The following is a 17,064-nucleotide window of genomic DNA, read 5'->3' on the forward strand; positions in this document are numbered from 1 at the left end:
ATCGTTCCTCACCTCGTTTCGACTTCGAGCTTTTCTCCGAACGCCTCTTCAAGTTCGTCCATGCCGTCCGTCTCCAGATCTCCGTCGATGAAGAGTCGGATTTTCTCGATGTCGCCCTCGCGGACAGCAAGCTTATCGACAAGAGGGTTAATATCGAGCCTGAAATCGTCAACGGAGCGCAGGGCGAGCTGTTCGTCTTCGGAGAGTTCCCCTCCATCTGGTGATTTAAGCGCGACTTTCTCGTCCAGAGAACCGACGGCACCGTCGTAATCATCGACGTATGTCACCTCCATCAGCATTCTGGGAGCATGCCCCACCTTGCTGCGGGTGATCAGATTGGTGGTACCCTTCCAGAGTGCTGAGGTAAGCTTTTCCAGGTCATCATTGGTAGCACCAGTCTTCAGCGATGCGTACTGGTTGGCAATGCCGTAGACGCCGAAAAGGACAAAGGGGACGATGTACTCATTGCGGAAGGAACGCTGGTCTTTGCCTTCTCCGCTGGCAAAGGCGGCAGTACCCTGGATCAGCTTCGCCTCGGTGCGGTGAAGCGAGCGGCCCCACTTGAATTGCACCGGACCAGTCAGAGAAAAAGCTTCTTTTTTCAATTTCTCGCTCTTTGGGGCAAAAGTAACTCCGAAGACCCTGACGTCAAGACATTGGGGAATAGCTTTTTTATAATCACTAATGGCGGTAGCCTTTTTCACCTCATTCGCCCTGTCAAGAAGCGTCTTGGGCTCGCCATCGACAAAAACCTTTTCCCCTTTCAACATCCACTGATCGCGCACCGTGCGCTTGATCCGCACATCGGAGACAAGCATCTGATCGGTCTCCTCGTCGTGCCTGGGATGGTTTGCGTCAAGTGGATCGCCGTTGGGATTTGCATCCTTCACGCTGTAGATAAAAAGATATTCCCTTCGATTATTGAATGCCATATCACAATTCCTCCTTTACATTCTCGGATTCCGGTTCGTCCTCGTCCTTCTTATCACTTTTAAAGATGGTCCAGAAGTACTTTTTCGCGTTCAGAAAGGCCACGGAAAAGGCAAAATTACCGTCCACGCCCAACTCGCGCTCACTGCCCATCAGGAGCAACTCCCCCGCCCGCGCAGCGAGGGACTCTATCATCCCGGCATAATCCAGACGATAGGCTCGCGTAAGCTCGGGAATTCGTGCCAGATGGCGCGAGATATCCCTCTTCTTCATCCTGCCGAAGTTCATCTGTTTGAATATGGGAGCACTGTCGATTTGGGCACTGCCGCCGGCCTCTCCAAGTGCCACCATACCCAGCACTATACCGGCCTCGAAGATTCCTCTGCCGCTTTCCGTCTTCATGTAGGGATCCGCAAATTCCTCAAAGAACTCAAAATGCATGCCGCACTTCACCTCCTGTTAGATCTAGTCAAAAAGTCGATAACCGCAGCCATCCTTCTAAGCTCGACTCCGCCGAAACGAAGCCACTCGGAATTGGCGAAAAGCCCCGTAAAACGCGATATCATGAGCTCTTTCACGCCACGGATATCCACACGCTCGCCGCCCAGCAGCCTACCGAGGATTCCAAGAGTCCGCTCCCTCATGACCGCCTTATCCTGATCGTTCTTTCCAGCCAGCGAGGCCAGAACATGAAATGTCATCCTGATTCCCTGATCCAGAGTTACGTTTTTCGGATCAAAGACCGGCTCCTCGTAGCTATTCCAGAGAAAGGTCCTGTGACTCTCCACCCATAGATCCTCGAGCCTCTTCAGCCGGGAGGGGGGAACGTCCTCCACCATCAGATGGAGCCTCTCCTGAGAATTGTTCTTCTCCCAGAACAGAAAATGAAGAATCAGCGAGTTGTCCTGCCTTGCCAGCTTCCTGAAAACATGTTTTTCCATCGCAATTCCGCTATGAATGAAATCCCGAGTTTGGTGGGAAGCCACACGCAATCCCTCGCGACCCAATAAAACCTCGGGCACTATGTAGATCTTCACGCCGGGCACGGTACGGCCGTCCAGAAAGGACCCATCAAGCACCTCCCTGCCCCTGGACAGGGCCGAGAAACAATCATCACAGATTGGAAAGACCTTCTCCTTAACTCCCTTACCGCCGGATGCTCCCGGCAGGAAGCTGACCTTGTCGAAGGTGGCGAACTTGAATACCTTGTCCATATTGACCATCGAATCCGCGGTGCGACCGCAGAGGCCGCAGGTTCCAGAGGTGCCTCCGCCCAGATTCTTCTCCAGCTTGGCCTTGAAATAGTTCCTGAAGGTCTCAACCTCACCTGGAGAGAGAAAGGTCCCGTTATTGTCGATGCCAAAGAGCAAGAGATAGGAACGCTTTTTATCGCTCCACAGTTCCGCTATTCTGTCGGCCTTACCTTCGAGTTCCTCCATGATCCGCTCCGTGGCGCCATCCTCCAAAACGCCCGATTTCTCATAATCAGCAAGCACTCGATGTTCCAATTTGTAAAATCGACTATCTTTATCAGAACGCCACTTTTCTTTTTTCCCAAGAAGTTTCTCAATACCATCAACCTCACCCTTGCCCAGCTTGTAGATGGGAGAAAAGCCCCAGCTCACATTACTCCCCACGGGCTTACGATAGAGATAGCGTCGCTTGTTCTCCTCGACCTCCCCGTCACCCGCCATGTAATCGACAAGATCTATTTTGCCGATCCCGCCGACATTCAGCGGATTGTGCCCCGGGTCATCCACGTTCAGCCAGACGCGTATAACCTTTCCGCGTCGCTCCTCGTCCTCGATTAGAGGCATGGGCAACTGCAGAAAACTATCCAGATCGTCACAACCAGAGCCATCGGATTTTCGTGCTTCAAGCTCCCCCAGATCCCTGACCGCACTGATAAAACCCAAGATCTATTCCTCCTTTCTTTTCCTCTTCTCAGTCACCTCCACGCAGCCGAAGCCGGCGGAGTTCTTGCTTCCCAGGCCGCAGTCGACGGCTTTCTGAAGCAGGGCCTTCGGCCCCCTCAGGCGGAAAAGGCCGTCCCAGCCCTTCAGGGGATAACACGTTCGCCCATACGAAAAAAGTCGGTGCGTTGATGTACTTTAGAGACGCGTTTCAAGACCATACCCCCCCGGCTCCTTCTCGCCGGAATGGGAGATGGCGAACTTTTTCGTAGGTTGCTGCTCTCTATCTGTTTGGTGAAATCGCTGTCCCATGGAGTGTGATAGACGGTGAAGAGATTTCCGTCGGCCTTGCTCATCGTTGAATAGCAGAGAATGGGTGACAGCGTGCGGACGAGAATTTCATCCCTCTACACCACGGGATTCTTAACCGTCACGCCAGTGCATTCCAGCAGATAGTTGACTAGCCTTATGTGGCCTTTCTCGCGCTGAATCACCCCTCCACTGAAAATACGGAAAAAGCAGAAGAGCTTAAAATGGCGTTTGCCCTGAATGTAGTCCTCGTCATGCAGAAACGCTGTCAATTTGGGATTCTCCAGCAGATCGTAGACCATCGCTTAAGTAGATTATGGTTGCTGCACGGAAGACGAATATATAAATTATTTCTTGCTGAAAAAACTAATGAAATATGCAATACTTTCACTCTTCTTACAACTAAATAAAATTGTGTTATAACTATGAGTGTAATATATAGTCAACACCATACAATATTAAAGATAACACAGGTCTTAACAGAATCCAAATTTAAAACAATCTTTTGAATAAAAAGTGATCTTTCCGAGGGGGTCTTATTTAGTCGATAGGGTTGTCGCTGAACAGTCTTTAATTATAAAAACATACAAATAAAATTACAATTTATTAAAGGCTGACGCTTATAAATTCAAAACCAGTGCGTAAATATTCCTTATCAGCTTTTAATAAATATATTTCCATCCCTTATAGGAAGTTAGAAAAGGAATGGTGGTTATCATACAGGGCTTATGCCTTCATAGTTTCCATCCCTTATAGGAAGTTAGAAAAGCAGGCTACGTCCGTCGGCTCATGCTGCTCCCAGAGCTCGTTTCCATCCCTTATAGGAAGTTAGAAAAGATTAGCTCCTTTAATCTCGTTGGCAAACTTATAGCAGTTTCCATCCCTTATAGGAAGTTAGAAAAGCATGATATTGTAATTCGTATGGGTGAATGTGATTGGGTTTCCATCCCTTATAGGAAGTTAGAAAAGATTTCAATGCCGTTCTATGCTTGATTACGGGTGTGGGTTTCCATCCCTTATAGGAAGTTAGAAAACTTAGAGACCCCCCTGCTTTTGTTGAAAGATGGGACTGTTTCCATCCCTTATAGGAAGTTAGAAAAGCGTTTACCCCCTTCATTCTACTATATTTGCGTATTTTGTCGAAGGAATCAATATTATGTTTTCAAGGTGCGTGTATATAGTCTTTATATTGATGAGTACTGGATTTGTTGCTAGAAAAAAGATTGTGTCGATCTCCCATGATTTCAGCGCTATTGGGGGTCGACACAATCATACAAAGATACTCGCGCCACCTTTTTCTTTGCCCATAATTTCTCTTGAAGTATATCGTTCTGTTCTCCATACATAAAAGATTACGCTATCGTAATCGTCTTTAATGATTTTGTTTACTTCAATTTTAAGAGCAGTAAAAGTTGCCGGAGTAAGCTCTCCCTCTAAAACAGAGTTTTGTACCCAGCTTAGATATTTTCGACCTATTTTTAAAACTTTATTGACTCGTTTTACACCTACATCATAAATCATTAAGACAAAAATGGCTTACCACCTCATGGCAAAAGGTTGATACTCCTCATCGTGGAGTATATGCTTTTCAATTTTGTACGCTTCCATTCTAATAAGGCTTCGATAACTTACATTTCTTTTAAGACGAGGATGTTCAATAGTAGAATTTAAACGTTCTTCCCATGCTTTTAAAACTATAGGCCGCCCTTTTTCTGAAAGGTATATTCCTCCTCCGGACTGAGCTCCGAAGTGCTTCGCTTGAATTTCTTTCTTGTTTAAAAGAGAAAAAATGAGTCTGTCTACAATTATTGGTTTAAATATTTCTGCTATATCTAAGTTTAAGCTGAAACGGCGGAAGTTAGTTTCGTGAAGAAAACCTATGCGGGGGTCAATATGTGTTTTGTAAATTTGTGCTAAAGTCGTGACATAGCACATAGAATTTAAGAAACTTATAAGAGCATTTATACGATTTTGAGGGGGTCTTCTACTTCTTTTTTTCATAGAGAAGGAACCTCCACCCGTTATTAGATCAAACGCTGTGTAATAACAATCTCGTGCATTGCCTTCTATCCCCATAAGTTCTGATATCCCAATTTGTTCTTTTGCATAATTACTAAAAACAGTAAGTTTTTCAATTATGGAGTCGAGCTCAATATTTCCACGTCGAGAATAATATTGTAATGCTTTCTTCATGTTTTCTATAGCACCTGTTACAAACTTTTTAGCTATAAGAAGCCTTCTACAGTTATCAAGACAATGTTTAGCTTGGGCAAGGATTACAGCTCCTGAATTCATGTGTTCGCGAGGGTAAAATGTCCCTTGATAATATCCATAGTGATTAAAAAAGTGCAGCATTACTTTATTGGCAGTACAAAATTCTAAAAAACGCTTGTTTAAATCTACTTCTCCGAAAATAAGCATTTCGTCTGTTGTTTCTACAGGAATAAATTTTCTACCCTCTGAACCTTCTATAATAATGGTATTTTCTTTTCGTTTAAGTTCTCCTGACGAAAGTACATAGAGTGTTTTTCCCATTTTTATCAGCTCCAACACAATTCATTGTAAGCGCAGTTTCTACAGTACTTACATTTTTTCGCACAAGGAGGGGATTCAAGGGATGTTATTGCAATAATCTCTTGATAAACTTGTTCAAGATGTGTTTTTAGTTCTTCTGAGAGTAACACCTCTTCGCGTTTTTTCTCTTTCGGGAATAATAATTCCCCTCTAGCTTCGATTCCATTTTTTTGGAGTTCATAAAGGTAGTGTGCTAGTTGTAATCGTGCGGCATCGATGGAACGACTACTTTTTTTAATTTCTCCTACTACTAATGTTCCTTTTTCTTCGCGCATGATGTCGAATTTGCTATTTCCGAAGTCAATGCAATGTCGATCTCGATTATAAGTTGTCTTATCTATAAGTCGCCCCAAAGCGAGAAATTCGTCATCTCTGTCTGGTTCTACTCCTCGAGCCATGAGCCACACCTCTCGTTTGCATATAGTAAAGTACCAGACAAGAGTTCCTCCTAAACGAGGGGATTCAGAGAATGAAGTCGTCATCATTGGAATCCACTGGGGTTGCTACCCCTGTTGGTTCTCTGATACATTCTGCGGTGCTGTCTGTTACATTAAGCCATATTCTAATTACTCTACCTGATCTTTCTTTGTCTTCGATTACGGGCATGGGGAGTTGTAAATAACTTTCGATATCTATAAATTCAGGGTCGTTTAATTTATTTGAAACTAATTTACCTAATTCATAGGTGGCGTTAATAAATCCCAATTATTTATACCTCCTTTCTCGTTCTACAAGTTCAACACATCCGAATCCAGAGCTATTTTTTGCACCGAGACCAGCGTCTAAAGCTGTTTGTAAGAGTTCTTGAGAACCTGTAAGTCGAAAGTTGCCATTCCACCCCTTGATTGGTCTGTTGTCTTCAGGGCTAAAAAATCTTATCGATTCCCATATCCGTCCCAATTTTTCTATTTTTATTGTTTGATTTAGTTCACTTTTTTCTGATGTTATTAGAGTGAATTTTTTTATGAGATTTGCATGTATTTGTTCTCCGAATTCTTGGTCGTAAGGAGAGTGATAGTGAGTAAAATCGCTTCCGTCATATTTTTTAAGGGTAGAGTAGCAGACTATTGGAGAGAGGGTTTGTACTAGTATCTCTTCTGATTCTGCTTGGGGGTTTTCAACAGTTACTTCTTTACATTGAAGGAAATTATTTCCTAGTCTTATTTCTCCCAAGGAAAGAGCATTATTAGCAAGTTGTTCAAGAATGGAGTTAACAGGAGAGGTTATTGAAAGTTTCACGGGGGAAGGGATATATAAAAAGTCTTTTTCTCGTTTTATAGGGCCGTTCCCAAAAAGTTTTGAGAAACAAAATAATTTAAAATGACGTTTCCCTTCATAAATAAACCCTTCATTGTGTAAAAAATGAGCATACTCTTTATTAAGGAGGTTGTATACCATAGCTTGAATTTGATACTGATGTCTGCGTTTAAGCTGTAAAATTTTATCTCCAATAACACCAAAAATAAGATTAATTTTCATTAAAGCATTCACTCCTGATTTTTTGTTGTAGTTCAATAATTAATATTGGAATTCTCTGTTTGTTATAACGTGAATAGACTAAAAAGTCCAATGTGTAAAGCTAACAACTTGTATCGATATTTAATTGTGCGGGATAAAACTCATCCTTAAGTATAGAAAGAAAAAAGTTTCGATTAAAACAGAAGAAGTGACTGTTTGCGATATTTTCCCTTTTATGTTTCCATCCCTCACCAATAATATTGTTACTTTTATATTAAGTATTATCGCACTAAAAATAATTTAAGAAATAACAAAGGGAAGTAAAATGGGGCAAAATTGGATTTTATCCCTTATTTTTATTTGATTTTTTTTCTCCTAGCTAATGCTGTTGTCGGCTTCCCTCCAGAGAATATCTATTCCAATAAAAGTAATAAGAAAGACTACGAATGGGTTGAGCCTATCGCGAAACCACATTATTTAATCTTGACGTTTATTAAAAAATAAGTTAGACTCATCAAACATTAAATGTTTCTGTGGCCACAAAACGAGAAAAACTAGAGGAGGAACAGGAGTATGTTTCATTTCGCTAAAAAAAGACTGCTTAGTTTAGCAGTTGCATCTGTTGCTTTTTCTTTTTTACTGGGAAGTTCCAGTGTTTATGCCCATGATTTCTGGGTAAATGCGTCTGCCCCTAAAAAAGATCTTGTAAAGGCGGAAATTGGATATGGACATGATTTCCCAAACCCTGAACCTATTGCGGAAGGTCGTGTGCATCTTTTTGACTCGCTTCAATTAATTAAACCTGACGGGGTTTTGAAACTGAAACAGGTAGGAGAAAACTATGCTTATCAAGAAAAAGAGACGTTGAAAAAAGGAAGTTACATTGTTACGGGAACATATCTTCCTACATTTTGGTCAAAAGGTTCTGATGGTTGGGCTCAAAAGAGTCGCGCACAGCGTCCTGACGCTACATATTGTGAAAAAGTAACAATGTTTGCGAAGACTATTTTGAATGTTTCGGAGAGCACGAGTGACGAATTTGTAACGAAACCTATTGGACAAGAACTCGAAATAGTGCCTTTGGTAAACCCTGCAAAAGTGAAACCCGGAGAAAAATTCCCCGTTCAGATTTTGTTTAATGGTAAACCCCTTCGCACAGCCAAAGTTTCAGCTACCTTTGGTGGTTTTTCAGATAGAGAATATAAGGCTTTTTCTGGAAGAACCGACCTAAAGGGATATATCGATATTATTCCTTTGAAGGCAGGGTATTGGTATGCGGAAGTTGAACATAAGTATGGTTATGAAGACAAAAACGTATGTGATGAGGTTGTTTTGATTTCTACGTTAACTTTTAATATTAATGACTAGTTCTCCTGATCGAGCGTTATAGGCAGTAGAATTCCCCTTCTGACCTGCAACTAAAAGGGGTTAGAAGGGGGCTATTACAAGTAAGGTGAAAATTTTACGAAAAATACAGTGAGTAAAAGGCGGGGACTCTCCCGTTTGTTTGAAATTGCCGGCGAAAAGAAAAAATTGCTTTTTATATCGGCCAATTTGTCTGCCATAAGTGCCATTTTTATGCTTGTTCCCTTTGTTTCTGTCTATAAGGTGCTGGGAGAACTACTTAGAAATGCAGATAGTATTTCAGATGTCAATAAAAATCTTATGGTGCAATGGGGGTGGATAGCCTTTGCAGGCCTTCTTGGAGGTTTAATGTTAATGTATTGCTCCCTTATGTTTTCTCATGTAGCGGCTTTCCGTATTTTATACGGTCTGCGCATGAAACTTGCAAGGCACATTGGCAAACTATCTTTGGGCTATTTGAATGGAACATCAATTGGTGCAGTTAAAAAAACGTTAGAACAAAATGTTGAACGTATAGAGCTTTTTGTAGCACATACCATTCCTGATATAGTAAACGTTGCAGCTACTGTAGTTGTCATGTTTGCTATCTTCTTCAGCCTCAATGGTTGGATGGCCCTTACATGTCTTTTTGCCTTTGCCCTCAGTATTGCGACACAAATTTCTATGATGTTCGGGGAAAAGGCTCAACAAAATTATAGTGCTAAACAACGGCAGCGTGGTTGAACAGGGAACCCATAATGAATTAATTGAAAGAGATGACCTCTATAATAAGTTGTGGACAATTCAGCAACAATCTGTTGATTGGAAGCTATAGAAAAGCCCTGCTGAAGAGATTTTTTTCTGTAAAAATTTTTTGGGTTTCTTTGTAACCTATTTCAATTAAGGCATCGGTTTGCTCAACGGAGAACGTATTGAAAGGGGAGAGGTCGGGCCTGATAAGAATATCGGCTTTTTCCGTTTGCAATTTTGTAGCTGTTTGCAGAGAGATATGAAAAGATTTCAATAGCACTTCTATAATGTTTTCTGGTCTCTTTTGTTTGAATTTGGCAAAGAGGTCAACACCGATAATGAAATTAGCCCCCATCTCTTTTAAGGGTGTCACCGGAACATTTTCAACAAGTTCGCCATCAACGAGAAGGCGGTTATCTATTTCGACAGGTGCAAAAATACCGGGAATGCACGTGCTTGCCATTACGGCAGTCGCTACATTCCCTTTTTTTAACACTACTTTTTCTCCATTCGTAATATCAGTGGCTATCATTGCTAGGGGGATATGTGCCTCATCAAAGGTGACATCTCCAAGATTATCTACTATAAATTTGCCGAGTTTTTTATTAGAAAGCAGGCCTAGGCCAAATTGCGATGGGGAGATAGCAGATATATCAAGCCAATTGAGCCCTTTCGCTATCTTCTCGATCTCTTGCCATCCTTTATCGAAAGCAAAAAAAGCAGAGATAACGGCTCCGATACTTGTTCCTGCAATATAGCTGACCGGTATATGATATTCGTCAAAGGCTTTGAGTACCCCTATATGGGCTGCCCCAAGAACTGCGCCACCTCCGAGTGCCAAACCGATTTTTTTCTTTCTTCTAAAAATTTTCATTCTAATCGTCTCTCCGTCTCTCTTTTATACTTACTCTAAGTATATCGTAATGAAAGTTAGTTTGCCTGTTGACACTTTCAGAATATGCTCTATAATTCTTAAACTGATGTTTCGATACTTTACAAATGTATCTCTTATCCTGAGAGGTGGAGGGACTGGCCCGATGAAGCCCGGCAACCTGCCAGCAACAAGGTATGGTGCCAATACCTGCAGCTGCATAGCTGGATGATAAGAGAGGAAAGTGTTACTTTTTGTATATGAAAAGAGCTCTTCCTCTTGGGGAATGGGCTCTTTTTTTATTATATCTGTAGTATTGGAGGTTGCTAAATGGCAGACAGAAAGTTTCTGATTACGTCTGAATCCGTAACAGAAGGACACCCTGACAAAGTTGCAGATCAGATTTCCGATGGAATTCTTGATGCAATTTTAGCAGACGACCCTATGGGGCGAGTTGCGTGTGAGACTCTTGTAACAACTGGAATGGTTATGGTTGCAGGAGAAATTAGTACATCCACGTATGTGGATATTCCAAAGTTAGCACGGGATATCGTGAAAGAGATAGGATATACCAGAGCCAAATATGGTTTTGATGGTGATACGTGCGCCGTTCTTACCGCTATAGATGAACAGTCTTCTGACATAGCACAGGGAGTAGATTCAGCTCTCGAGGTTCGTGCTCAGGCAGCACTTGGAGAGGCGGAAGTATCAAAGATCGGAGCAGGTGACCAGGGTATGATGATTGGATATGCCTGTAACGAGACAGAAGAATATCTGCCCATGCCCATCGCTTTGGCCCATCGCCTTGCACGTCGTTTATCTCTGGTTCGTAAAAATGGAACAATACCCTATCTTCGCCCCGATGGAAAAACGCAGGTTACCCTTGAATATGTAGACGGTCAGGCTATTATGGCAGAAACTATTGTTGTATCTGCCCAGCATCATCCTGGTGCAACAGAGACTCAGATTCGAAACGATATTATTGAACACGTTATTGCACCTGTTATACCTGAATATTTAATGAAACCTGAAACACGAATTCTTATCAACCCGACGGGGCGCTTTGTTAAAGGTGGCCCTATGGCGGATACTGGTTTGACTGGCCGAAAAATCATTGTAGATACATACGGCGGCTGGGTTTCTCACGGAGGCGGTGCTTTTTCCGGCAAGGACCCCACAAAAGTGGACCGTTCAGGAGCTTATATGACCAGATATGCGGCGAAGAATGTTGTCGCAGCAGGTTTGGCAGAAAAATGCCTTATTCAGATTGCCTATGCTATTGGAGTAGCTGAGCCTGTCTCGGTTATGGTTGATACATTTGGCACAGGTAAGATTTCTGATGACGCTCTTACCGATCTTGTAGAGAAACATTTTGATTTCAGACCGGCAGCTATTATTCGAGATCTTGACTTGAGGAAACCTCAATATCGTCGTCTTGCCGCTTACGGGCATATGGGACGTATTGATCTTGATCCAATTCCTGCTTGGGAAAAGACAGATCGTGCAGAGGCTTTGGCGAGAGACGCAAAAAATCTGTAATAAAAAATTAGTAATATAGTCTGTAATAGAAACGAGAGGCCAAAATGAATAGGCCTCTCGTTTTTTTATCTACTTTCGTTATTTAGCTTTGAAGGCGTATACTTTCCCGTCCATACTTCCTACAAAGACCATGCCGCCACCTATAGCGGGGGAAGCCAGTATTTCACGTTCAGTTTGATACGACCATAGCTCTTCCCCTTCTGTCGCAGAGAGAGCAACCACTTTTCCTGTTGCTGTTCCTATATAGACGGTTTTGTCGAAAATAGTTGGCGTGGCTTGCATTGCCCCTTCACTACCGTATGTCCAGAGTTTTCGACCTGTTATGGCGTCAATGCAGTAAAGCGTTCCTTTTTGCGTTCCAAAGAAAAGGCGTCCATCTTCTGGTATGGCTGATGTAGTAATGGCAGAATCAGCTGTAAATTTCCACTGAGGGATAATGCCTTTTATTTTGACAGACGAGAGCTTGCCATCCCAGCTTCCAAAATAGATAAACCCTTTCCATGTTGTTGAGGCCGTATCAATAGGGCCTCCCGAACCGCCGCCCCACTGCTTTTTTCCTGTCTTAGGATCTAAAGCATGGAAAAGGCCAGAGTGGTCTCCTATAAAGAGAAGACCTTCGTGGTAAAGGGGAGTGGAACGCAGTTCTCGGCCAGTATCAAACGTCCAGAGAACGGCTCCCGTCTCAGGATTGAAAGCATAGACTCGTCCGTCTGCACTAGCGGCAAAAAGAGAGTCTGTTCCGTAGACAGGTGATCCCCATATGGCGCCAGGTGCTAAATCCGTACCCAGAAGGGTCTGCCACAAAAGGGTTCCAGAGGTCATTTCAATAGCAAAAATTCGGCCATCTGTTCCGCCAACGAAGAGGGCTTTTTCATTCATAGCGGGGGCTCCATTAATTGATGTGCCGGCATCATATTGCCATTTTACTTGTCCGTCTTGGGCGTTGAGAGCGTATACTGTGCCTCCCTTATCCCCTATATAGACAACCCCATCTTTGTAGGCGGGGGTGCCAGTGAGGGGCATTCCCGCTTCAAATTGCCATAGAGGTTCTACATACTCGGCAAAACCTGGCTGAATGCTGGCAAACAGAAAAAGTACGGCGAAAAAAAACATGAATATTTTTCTCATTACTCAGCACTCCTTTCAAAAGTATTGGCTATTCTTATTTTAGCGCAGTTCCTCATAAAAGAAGCGAAACCATTTATTTAAGCTTTACTGTATAATATTCGTTTACAGATGTTGAGTAAAGAAGGTCGATATGCCTATGAAAGTTGAGCACCTTATCCTCGCAAGAAAGTGGTTTGAGAATTTTGCTGACAGCTTTGTTTCTTCAGATGGAACTCTCTCGCCGTTGCTTCGTCTCAAAAAAGAGCACAGCTATCGGGTAGAAGCAAATAGCAGTTCTATTGCAACAATGCTTGAGTGGAAAACAGATGATATCCGCATCGCAGATGCCCTTGGACTTTTACATGATGTAGGGCGCTTTCCCCAGTATTCCAATTATGGAACTTTTTTTGATGCGACATCTATAGATCATGGAGAAGAAGGAGCTGGTCTTTTAGCGCAATCTTTCCCGTGGGATGGAATTCGTCAAGATGTAAAAAACATGATTGTGGAAGGGGTACGCTTCCATAACAAAAAGAACCTGAAAGATGTGCAGGAATCCTCTGTACTGCCTATGGCTCGAATTGTTCGTGATGCAGATAAGCTCGATATCTTCGATCTGATTCGCAGATATGTAAAAGAAGAAAAAATTACTGATATTATTCCTGGGTTACAGATGGAAGAGAGAATTTCTGCGGGATTATTGAAAGAACTTAAAGTAGGATACGACTCTTCATACAAGAATGTAAGAACACTCTCAGATTTTTTGGTTTTGCAACTAAGTTGGGTTTTTGATATCAACTATCCCGTAACTTTTGAAATACTTAAAGAAAGAAAGAGTGTTTCTTGGCTTCTTGATAGATTAAACAACATAGAAGAGATTCATTTCTTTTTAGAAAAAGCTGATGCTCATGTTTCTGCACAACTAATGAAGCTGCCTTAAAAAGGCAGCTTCATTTTTTTATTCTTTATTGGGCTAGTCGTCGTTCACCTTTTCAAGTTCCGCCTGCTCTTCAAAAGAAAAGACGCGGTTAAGATCAAGGATAATAATGAGGCGTTTATCTACTTTTGCCACTCCTGTAATAAATTCTCTATCCATACCGCCAGCAACCATGAGAGGAGGGGCTTCTACAGATTCTTCTGTTATTCTCAAAATTTCACTTACTCCATCCACAAGAATTCCGACAAGCTGCGATTCCATATTGACTACGATAATACGTCGCTGAGCTTCGTCATTCTCTTCGTCAGAACCAATACCAAAACGTTTGCACAGGTCAACGATAGGTACAATCTGACCACGGAGGTTAACAATTCCTTCGATAAAATTTGACGCCTGGGGAATTTTCGTAATTTCCTGAGTGCGTACAATTTCTCGAACTTTTGAAATTTCAATGCCAAATTCTTCTTTGCCAAGAGCAAAGACAACAAGTTGTTGTTCAGCCATGAGCTAACATTCACCTTCTTCCCCCAATAATAGTACGACTACTTTATTAATAATATCAAATAATAACGAAAATGCACAATCACTTCTTAGTTGCACAAAATGGCCATTAGTGGTAATAATTAATATAAAAATATGTAATATAGTGTATTTATATTTTTTAAGAGAGGTGTTCAGGTTGAAAGGTCTTAATTCTCTTCTTATGTCTCGGCTTGGCCCCATAATCACGGGAGGAGTTGTTGGTTTATTGGCAGCGCTTCTTGTCCATTGGGGTAACCCCGGGAACATGGGAATTTGCGTCGCGTGCTTCACCAGAGATATTGCAGGAGCTCTAGGGCTTCATCGTGCAGCAGTTGTGCAGTATCTTCGTCCCGAAATAGCTGGTTTCATCCTCGGTTCTTTTATTTCTGCCCTTTTGTATCGTGAATATGTTCCCAGAAGTGGTTCTGCTCCTGTTATCCGCTTCTTTTTAGGTATGTTTGCCATGATCGGCGCCCTTGTTTTTCTCGGATGCCCTTGGCGTGCCTATCTTCGTTTAGCAGGCGGAGATTGGAATTCTATTGCAGGTATTATTGGTCTTATTGCCGGTATTGGCATTGGCATTGCTTTCCTTTGGAAGGGGTTCAGTTTGGGGCGTTCCTACGAAGCTCCTAAGGGAACGGGACTCTTCATGCCGCTTGCTGCTGTGGCGTTGCTTGTTCTTGTTATTATGGCCCCTACATTTGGTAAAGACGGTGCTGCCCCGATCTTTTTCTCTGAGAAAGGTCCAGGTGCAGCCCACGCTCCAATAATGATAGCTCTTATCGTTGGCCTTGTTGTCGGGTGGATGGCTCAGCGAAGCCGTTTTTGTACTGTGGGAGCTATTCGTGATTTTGTTATGTTGCGAGACTCTCACCTTTTAAACGGTGTTTTAGCTTTTATTGTTGTAGCTCTTATTGCCAATGTGGCTTTGGGACAATTCCATCCTGGATTTGAAGGACAGCCTGTTGCTCATACCAATACATTATGGAACTTTATGGGAATGGTACTTGCCGGACTTGCCTTTACTCTGGCTGGAGGTTGCCCTGGTCGTCAGCTGATAATGAGTGGAGAAGGCGACGGCGATGCCGCAGTGTTTGTCTTTGGCATGCTTGTGGGTGCTGCCTTTAGCCATAACTTCAATTTAGCAAGTTCTCCGGCTGGCCCCGGTGCTTTTGGTCCAGCTGCGACAATAGTTGGTTTGATTTTCTGTTTGGCTGTTGGTCTGATTATGCGGCAGCGCCTTGATTAGGAGGAATACATGATGAGTGAATCTGTATGTGTAGATGCAAGAGGCCTTTCTTGCCCTCAACCTGTTTTGGAAACAAGAAAAGCTATTAAAGACCATCCTTCTGGGAAAATAGAGATTCTTGTAGATACAGTTACATCACGTGAAAATGTTTCGAGATTTGCCAGAAGTCAAAAATGGAATGTTACTGCAGAAGAGTTTGAAGGTGGATATAAGGTTATTTTAACGAAATAAAGTCGCTAAAATATTAAAATATCATTACTTTAGAAGGCTGCCAGGAGAAAATTGTTCTCTTGGCAGTTTTTTTGAATTATTTTCTTGATGGTTCTCTCCTTTTTAGGATAGAATAAGCAAGCTTGTTTTAAAATTAGAACAAGATCAATGTATAAAGAGGAGAGATGTTGTTGAGCCGTTCCATTCCTGTTTTAAAATTAGGAAAATACCAACCGCGTTATCCCCTGATCCAAGGGGGGATGGGCGTCGCTATTTCTGGCCCAAATTTGGCTGGTCATGTGGCGCTACATGGAGGGGTCGGCACCATAGCCAGTGTAGGACTGGCTTGTAATCAGCCGTATTACACAGGTCGTAACTATTTTGAGGCGAATCAGAGAGCAGTGCGAGAGGGGCTAGTAAAAGCCCGAGAGATAGCCGGAGAAGATGGAGTACTCGCCGTAAACTGTATGGTAGCTTTGACCGATTATGAGCTTCACGTGCGTTCTGCATGTGAAGGTGGCGTAAACGTTATCATTTCTGGAGCAGGATTGCCTATAAAGCTTCCTGACTATACGAAAGATTATCCAGATGTGGCCCTTGTTCCGATTGTGAGTTCTGTTAAAGCAGCGAGTCTTATCGCTCGTCGTTGGGAGAGACTTTATCATCGTCTTCCTGACGGATTTGTTGTAGAGACTCCTCTCTACGCAGGAGGCCATCTTGGCGTTACGAAAATGGAGCAGGTTGAGAGTGAAGAGTTTTCCCTTGAACGGGTTATTCCTGAACTTGTAGAGTACATAGAGAAAGAGCTGAAGAGCCCCATTCCCGTAATTGCCGCTGGTGGAATTTGGACGCGAGAAGACATTGAACATGCTTTCGATCTTGGCGCAAATGGAGTGCAGATGGGAACTCGTTTTGCCTGTACCTATGAAGGCGATGCTTCTGAACGATTCAAACAGGCTTATATTGACGCTACTGAAGATGATGTAGTCATTATTCAGAGCCCTGCTGGACTTCCTGGTCGAGCTCTTCGCTCACCTTTCATCGAGAAATATTTGAATGGATTTGTGGAAAGTAAGCCATGTATTGCCAATTGTCTTACCCATTGTCGTTATCGTACAGAACGTAAAACGTTTTGTATTGCTCAAGCGCTTATCGATGCTTTTATGGGAAATTGGGAAGAAGGGCTTTTCTTCTGCGGATCTAATGTAGCGAGGATCACTAAGAAAGAGTACGTGGCAGATATTATCGCTGAATTATTTGGTGCTGAAGAAAAAGAGTAAAATCACTTTTTTTCTACTAAAAGACTGTGAGATAATAAAGAGCGGGCGAAATGCCCGCTCTTTATTATTCG

At 42.8% G+C, this 17,064-nt stretch carries 21 protein-coding genes, 1 CRISPR repeat array and 1 riboswitch; of the genes, 8 read left to right on the top strand and 13 right to left on the bottom strand.

From position 1 onward, the window contains the following. Nucleotides 1-8 precede the first annotated feature (8 nt). Genes cas7b through ACZ5GY_RS11350 form a run of 5 tightly spaced genes read right to left on the bottom strand, consistent with a single transcriptional unit; the run spans nucleotide 9 to nucleotide 3,241 of the window. Entirely contained in the window at nucleotides 9-932 is a 924-nt protein-coding gene (gene cas7b, locus ACZ5GY_RS11330; RefSeq protein ID WP_464111886.1) for a type I-B CRISPR-associated protein Cas7/Csh2, read from the bottom strand. A gap of 1 nt (nucleotide 933) precedes the next feature. Next, nucleotides 934-1,371, bottom strand: a complete 438-nt coding sequence (locus ACZ5GY_RS11335; protein WP_464111887.1) for a TM1802 family CRISPR-associated protein — start codon at nucleotides 1,369-1,371, stop codon at nucleotides 934-936. A gap of 8 nt (nucleotides 1,372-1,379) precedes the next feature. Next, a complete protein-coding gene (locus ACZ5GY_RS11340) occupies nucleotides 1,380-2,846 on the bottom strand; it encodes a TM1802 family CRISPR-associated protein (RefSeq protein ID WP_464111888.1) in 1,467 nt (488 codons plus the stop codon). Nucleotides 2,847-2,849: 3 nt separating this feature from the next. Further along, entirely contained in the window at nucleotides 2,850-2,993 is a 144-nt protein-coding gene (locus tag ACZ5GY_RS11345) for a CRISPR-associated endoribonuclease Cas6 (RefSeq protein ID WP_213699793.1), read from the bottom strand. Further along, on the bottom strand, nucleotides 2,990-3,241 hold the full coding sequence (locus ACZ5GY_RS11350) for a CRISPR-associated endoribonuclease Cas6 (protein WP_464112118.1): 252 nt from the start codon (nucleotides 3,239-3,241) through the stop codon (nucleotides 2,990-2,992). Before ACZ5GY_RS11350 ends, ACZ5GY_RS11345 begins: the two co-directional genes overlap by 4 nt. Before the next feature lie 72 nt (nucleotides 3,242-3,313). Here ACZ5GY_RS11350 and ACZ5GY_RS11355 point away from each other — a divergent pair, with 72 nt between their 5' ends. Continuing rightward, the gene (locus tag ACZ5GY_RS11355; RefSeq protein WP_464111889.1) at nucleotides 3,314-3,562 is read left to right on the top strand and encodes a hypothetical protein; all 249 of its coding nucleotides are present in this window, start codon (nucleotides 3,314-3,316) and stop codon (nucleotides 3,560-3,562) included. Nucleotides 3,563-3,825: 263 nt separating this feature from the next. Next, a CRISPR array of direct repeats spans nucleotides 3,826-4,253; the repeat unit is 30 nt; unit sequence GTTTCCATCCCTTATAGGAAGTTAGAAAAG. A 168-nt stretch (nucleotides 4,254-4,421) separates the two neighbouring features. Here the strand turns inward: ACZ5GY_RS11355 and cas2 are convergent. Genes cas2 through cas6 form a run of 5 tightly spaced genes read right to left on the bottom strand, consistent with a single transcriptional unit; the run spans nucleotide 4,422 to nucleotide 7,205 of the window. Continuing rightward, nucleotides 4,422-4,673, bottom strand: a complete 252-nt coding sequence (gene cas2 / locus ACZ5GY_RS11360; RefSeq protein WP_211235539.1) for a CRISPR-associated endonuclease Cas2 — start codon at nucleotides 4,671-4,673, stop codon at nucleotides 4,422-4,424. A 15-nt stretch (nucleotides 4,674-4,688) separates the two neighbouring features. Then, nucleotides 4,689-5,687, bottom strand: a complete 999-nt coding sequence (gene cas1b / locus ACZ5GY_RS11365; RefSeq protein WP_464111890.1) for a type I-B CRISPR-associated endonuclease Cas1b — start codon at nucleotides 5,685-5,687, stop codon at nucleotides 4,689-4,691. 5 nt (nucleotides 5,688-5,692) lie between these two features. After that, nucleotides 5,693-6,211: a CRISPR-associated protein Cas4 gene (gene cas4 / locus ACZ5GY_RS11370; protein ID WP_464111891.1), complete on the bottom strand. Its 519-nt coding sequence runs from the start codon at nucleotides 6,209-6,211 to the stop codon at nucleotides 5,693-5,695. After that, on the bottom strand, nucleotides 6,189-6,431 hold the full coding sequence (locus tag ACZ5GY_RS11375; protein ID WP_213699789.1) for a hypothetical protein: 243 nt from the start codon (nucleotides 6,429-6,431) through the stop codon (nucleotides 6,189-6,191). Before ACZ5GY_RS11375 ends, cas4 begins: the two co-directional genes overlap by 23 nt. Further along, complete coding sequence (gene cas6, locus ACZ5GY_RS11380; RefSeq protein ID WP_464111892.1) at nucleotides 6,432-7,205, bottom strand: CRISPR-associated endoribonuclease Cas6; 774 nt, start codon at nucleotides 7,203-7,205, stop codon at nucleotides 6,432-6,434. A gap of 552 nt (nucleotides 7,206-7,757) precedes the next feature. On the opposite strand from cas6, the gene ACZ5GY_RS11385 reads away from it, so the two are divergent. Further along, nucleotides 7,758-8,552: a DUF4198 domain-containing protein gene (locus ACZ5GY_RS11385; protein WP_213699791.1), complete on the top strand. Its 795-nt coding sequence runs from the start codon at nucleotides 7,758-7,760 to the stop codon at nucleotides 8,550-8,552. A 135-nt stretch (nucleotides 8,553-8,687) separates the two neighbouring features. After that, nucleotides 8,688-9,272: an ABC transporter transmembrane domain-containing protein gene (locus tag ACZ5GY_RS11390; RefSeq protein ID WP_464111893.1), complete on the top strand. Its 585-nt coding sequence runs from the start codon at nucleotides 8,688-8,690 to the stop codon at nucleotides 9,270-9,272. Nucleotides 9,273-9,357: 85 nt separating this feature from the next. Here the strand turns inward: ACZ5GY_RS11390 and ACZ5GY_RS11395 are convergent, their stop codons facing one another. Continuing rightward, nucleotides 9,358-10,152 (bottom strand): patatin-like phospholipase family protein, encoded by a 795-nt coding sequence (locus ACZ5GY_RS11395; protein ID WP_464111894.1) that lies wholly within the window; start codon nucleotides 10,150-10,152, stop codon nucleotides 9,358-9,360. 131 nt (nucleotides 10,153-10,283) lie between these two features. After that, a riboswitch (SAM riboswitch) is annotated at nucleotides 10,284-10,387 on the top strand. A gap of 92 nt (nucleotides 10,388-10,479) precedes the next feature. Between ACZ5GY_RS11395 and metK the strand changes: the two genes are divergently transcribed. Then, nucleotides 10,480-11,688: a methionine adenosyltransferase gene (gene metK, locus ACZ5GY_RS11400; RefSeq protein WP_213690562.1), complete on the top strand. Its 1,209-nt coding sequence runs from the start codon at nucleotides 10,480-10,482 to the stop codon at nucleotides 11,686-11,688. A 78-nt stretch (nucleotides 11,689-11,766) separates the two neighbouring features. Here metK and ACZ5GY_RS11405 read toward each other — a convergent pair whose 3' ends face one another. Continuing rightward, entirely contained in the window at nucleotides 11,767-12,816 is a 1,050-nt protein-coding gene (locus ACZ5GY_RS11405) for an outer membrane protein assembly factor BamB family protein (RefSeq protein WP_464111895.1), read from the bottom strand. A gap of 136 nt (nucleotides 12,817-12,952) precedes the next feature. Between ACZ5GY_RS11405 and ACZ5GY_RS11410 the strand changes: the two genes are divergently transcribed. After that, a complete protein-coding gene (locus tag ACZ5GY_RS11410; protein ID WP_213695239.1) occupies nucleotides 12,953-13,735 on the top strand; it encodes an HD domain-containing protein in 783 nt (260 codons plus the stop codon). Nucleotides 13,736-13,768: 33 nt separating this feature from the next. On the opposite strand, the gene ACZ5GY_RS11415 is transcribed toward ACZ5GY_RS11410, so the two are convergent. Then, entirely contained in the window at nucleotides 13,769-14,236 is a 468-nt protein-coding gene (locus ACZ5GY_RS11415) for a chemotaxis protein CheW (RefSeq protein ID WP_213690565.1), read from the bottom strand. 199 nt (nucleotides 14,237-14,435) lie between these two features. Here ACZ5GY_RS11415 and yedE point away from each other — a divergent pair, with 199 nt between their 5' ends. From yedE to ACZ5GY_RS11430, 3 genes are all read left to right on the top strand, one after another. Then, nucleotides 14,436-15,503: a YedE family putative selenium transporter gene (gene yedE, locus ACZ5GY_RS11420; RefSeq protein WP_213690585.1), complete on the top strand. Its 1,068-nt coding sequence runs from the start codon at nucleotides 14,436-14,438 to the stop codon at nucleotides 15,501-15,503. A gap of 12 nt (nucleotides 15,504-15,515) precedes the next feature. Continuing rightward, the gene (locus ACZ5GY_RS11425; protein WP_213690566.1) at nucleotides 15,516-15,734 is read left to right on the top strand and encodes a sulfurtransferase TusA family protein; all 219 of its coding nucleotides are present in this window, start codon (nucleotides 15,516-15,518) and stop codon (nucleotides 15,732-15,734) included. Between the two features lie 164 nt (nucleotides 15,735-15,898). Continuing rightward, a complete protein-coding gene (locus tag ACZ5GY_RS11430) occupies nucleotides 15,899-16,993 on the top strand; it encodes an NAD(P)H-dependent flavin oxidoreductase (RefSeq protein WP_374047587.1) in 1,095 nt (364 codons plus the stop codon). Nucleotides 16,994-17,064 lie beyond the last annotated feature (71 nt).

The sequence above is a fragment of the Aminobacterium thunnarium genome (assembly GCF_055390565.1).

Coding starts and splice junctions, on each gene's coding strand:
- ACZ5GY_RS11385 (WP_213699791.1), top strand. CDS start 7,758: ATGTTTCATTTCGCTAAAAAAAGACTGCTTAGTTTAGCAGTTGCATCT.
- ACZ5GY_RS11425 (WP_213690566.1), top strand. CDS start 15,516: ATGAGTGAATCTGTATGTGTAGATGCAAGAGGCCTTTCTTGCCCTCAA.
- ACZ5GY_RS11395 (WP_464111894.1), bottom strand. CDS start 10,152: ATGAAAATTTTTAGAAGAAAGAAAAAAATCGGTTTGGCACTCGGAGGT.
- ACZ5GY_RS11405 (WP_464111895.1), bottom strand. CDS start 12,816: ATGAGAAAAATATTCATGTTTTTTTTCGCCGTACTTTTTCTGTTTGCC.
- ACZ5GY_RS11410 (WP_213695239.1), top strand. CDS start 12,953: ATGAAAGTTGAGCACCTTATCCTCGCAAGAAAGTGGTTTGAGAATTTT.
- cas1b (WP_464111890.1), bottom strand. CDS start 5,687: ATGGGAAAAACACTCTATGTACTTTCGTCAGGAGAACTTAAACGAAAA.
- cas4 (WP_464111891.1), bottom strand. CDS start 6,211: ATGATGACGACTTCATTCTCTGAATCCCCTCGTTTAGGAGGAACTCTT.
- ACZ5GY_RS11415 (WP_213690565.1), bottom strand. CDS start 14,236: ATGGCTGAACAACAACTTGTTGTCTTTGCTCTTGGCAAAGAAGAATTT.
- cas6 (WP_464111892.1), bottom strand. CDS start 7,205: ATGAAAATTAATCTTATTTTTGGTGTTATTGGAGATAAAATTTTACAG.
- cas7b (WP_464111886.1), bottom strand. CDS start 932: ATGGCATTCAATAATCGAAGGGAATATCTTTTTATCTACAGCGTGAAG.
- metK (WP_213690562.1), top strand. CDS start 10,480: ATGGCAGACAGAAAGTTTCTGATTACGTCTGAATCCGTAACAGAAGGA.
- ACZ5GY_RS11430 (WP_374047587.1), top strand. CDS start 15,899: ATGTTGTTGAGCCGTTCCATTCCTGTTTTAAAATTAGGAAAATACCAA.
- cas2 (WP_211235539.1), bottom strand. CDS start 4,673: ATGATTTATGATGTAGGTGTAAAACGAGTCAATAAAGTTTTAAAAATA.
- yedE (WP_213690585.1), top strand. CDS start 14,436: ATGTCTCGGCTTGGCCCCATAATCACGGGAGGAGTTGTTGGTTTATTG.
- ACZ5GY_RS11335 (WP_464111887.1), bottom strand. CDS start 1,371: ATGCATTTTGAGTTCTTTGAGGAATTTGCGGATCCCTACATGAAGACG.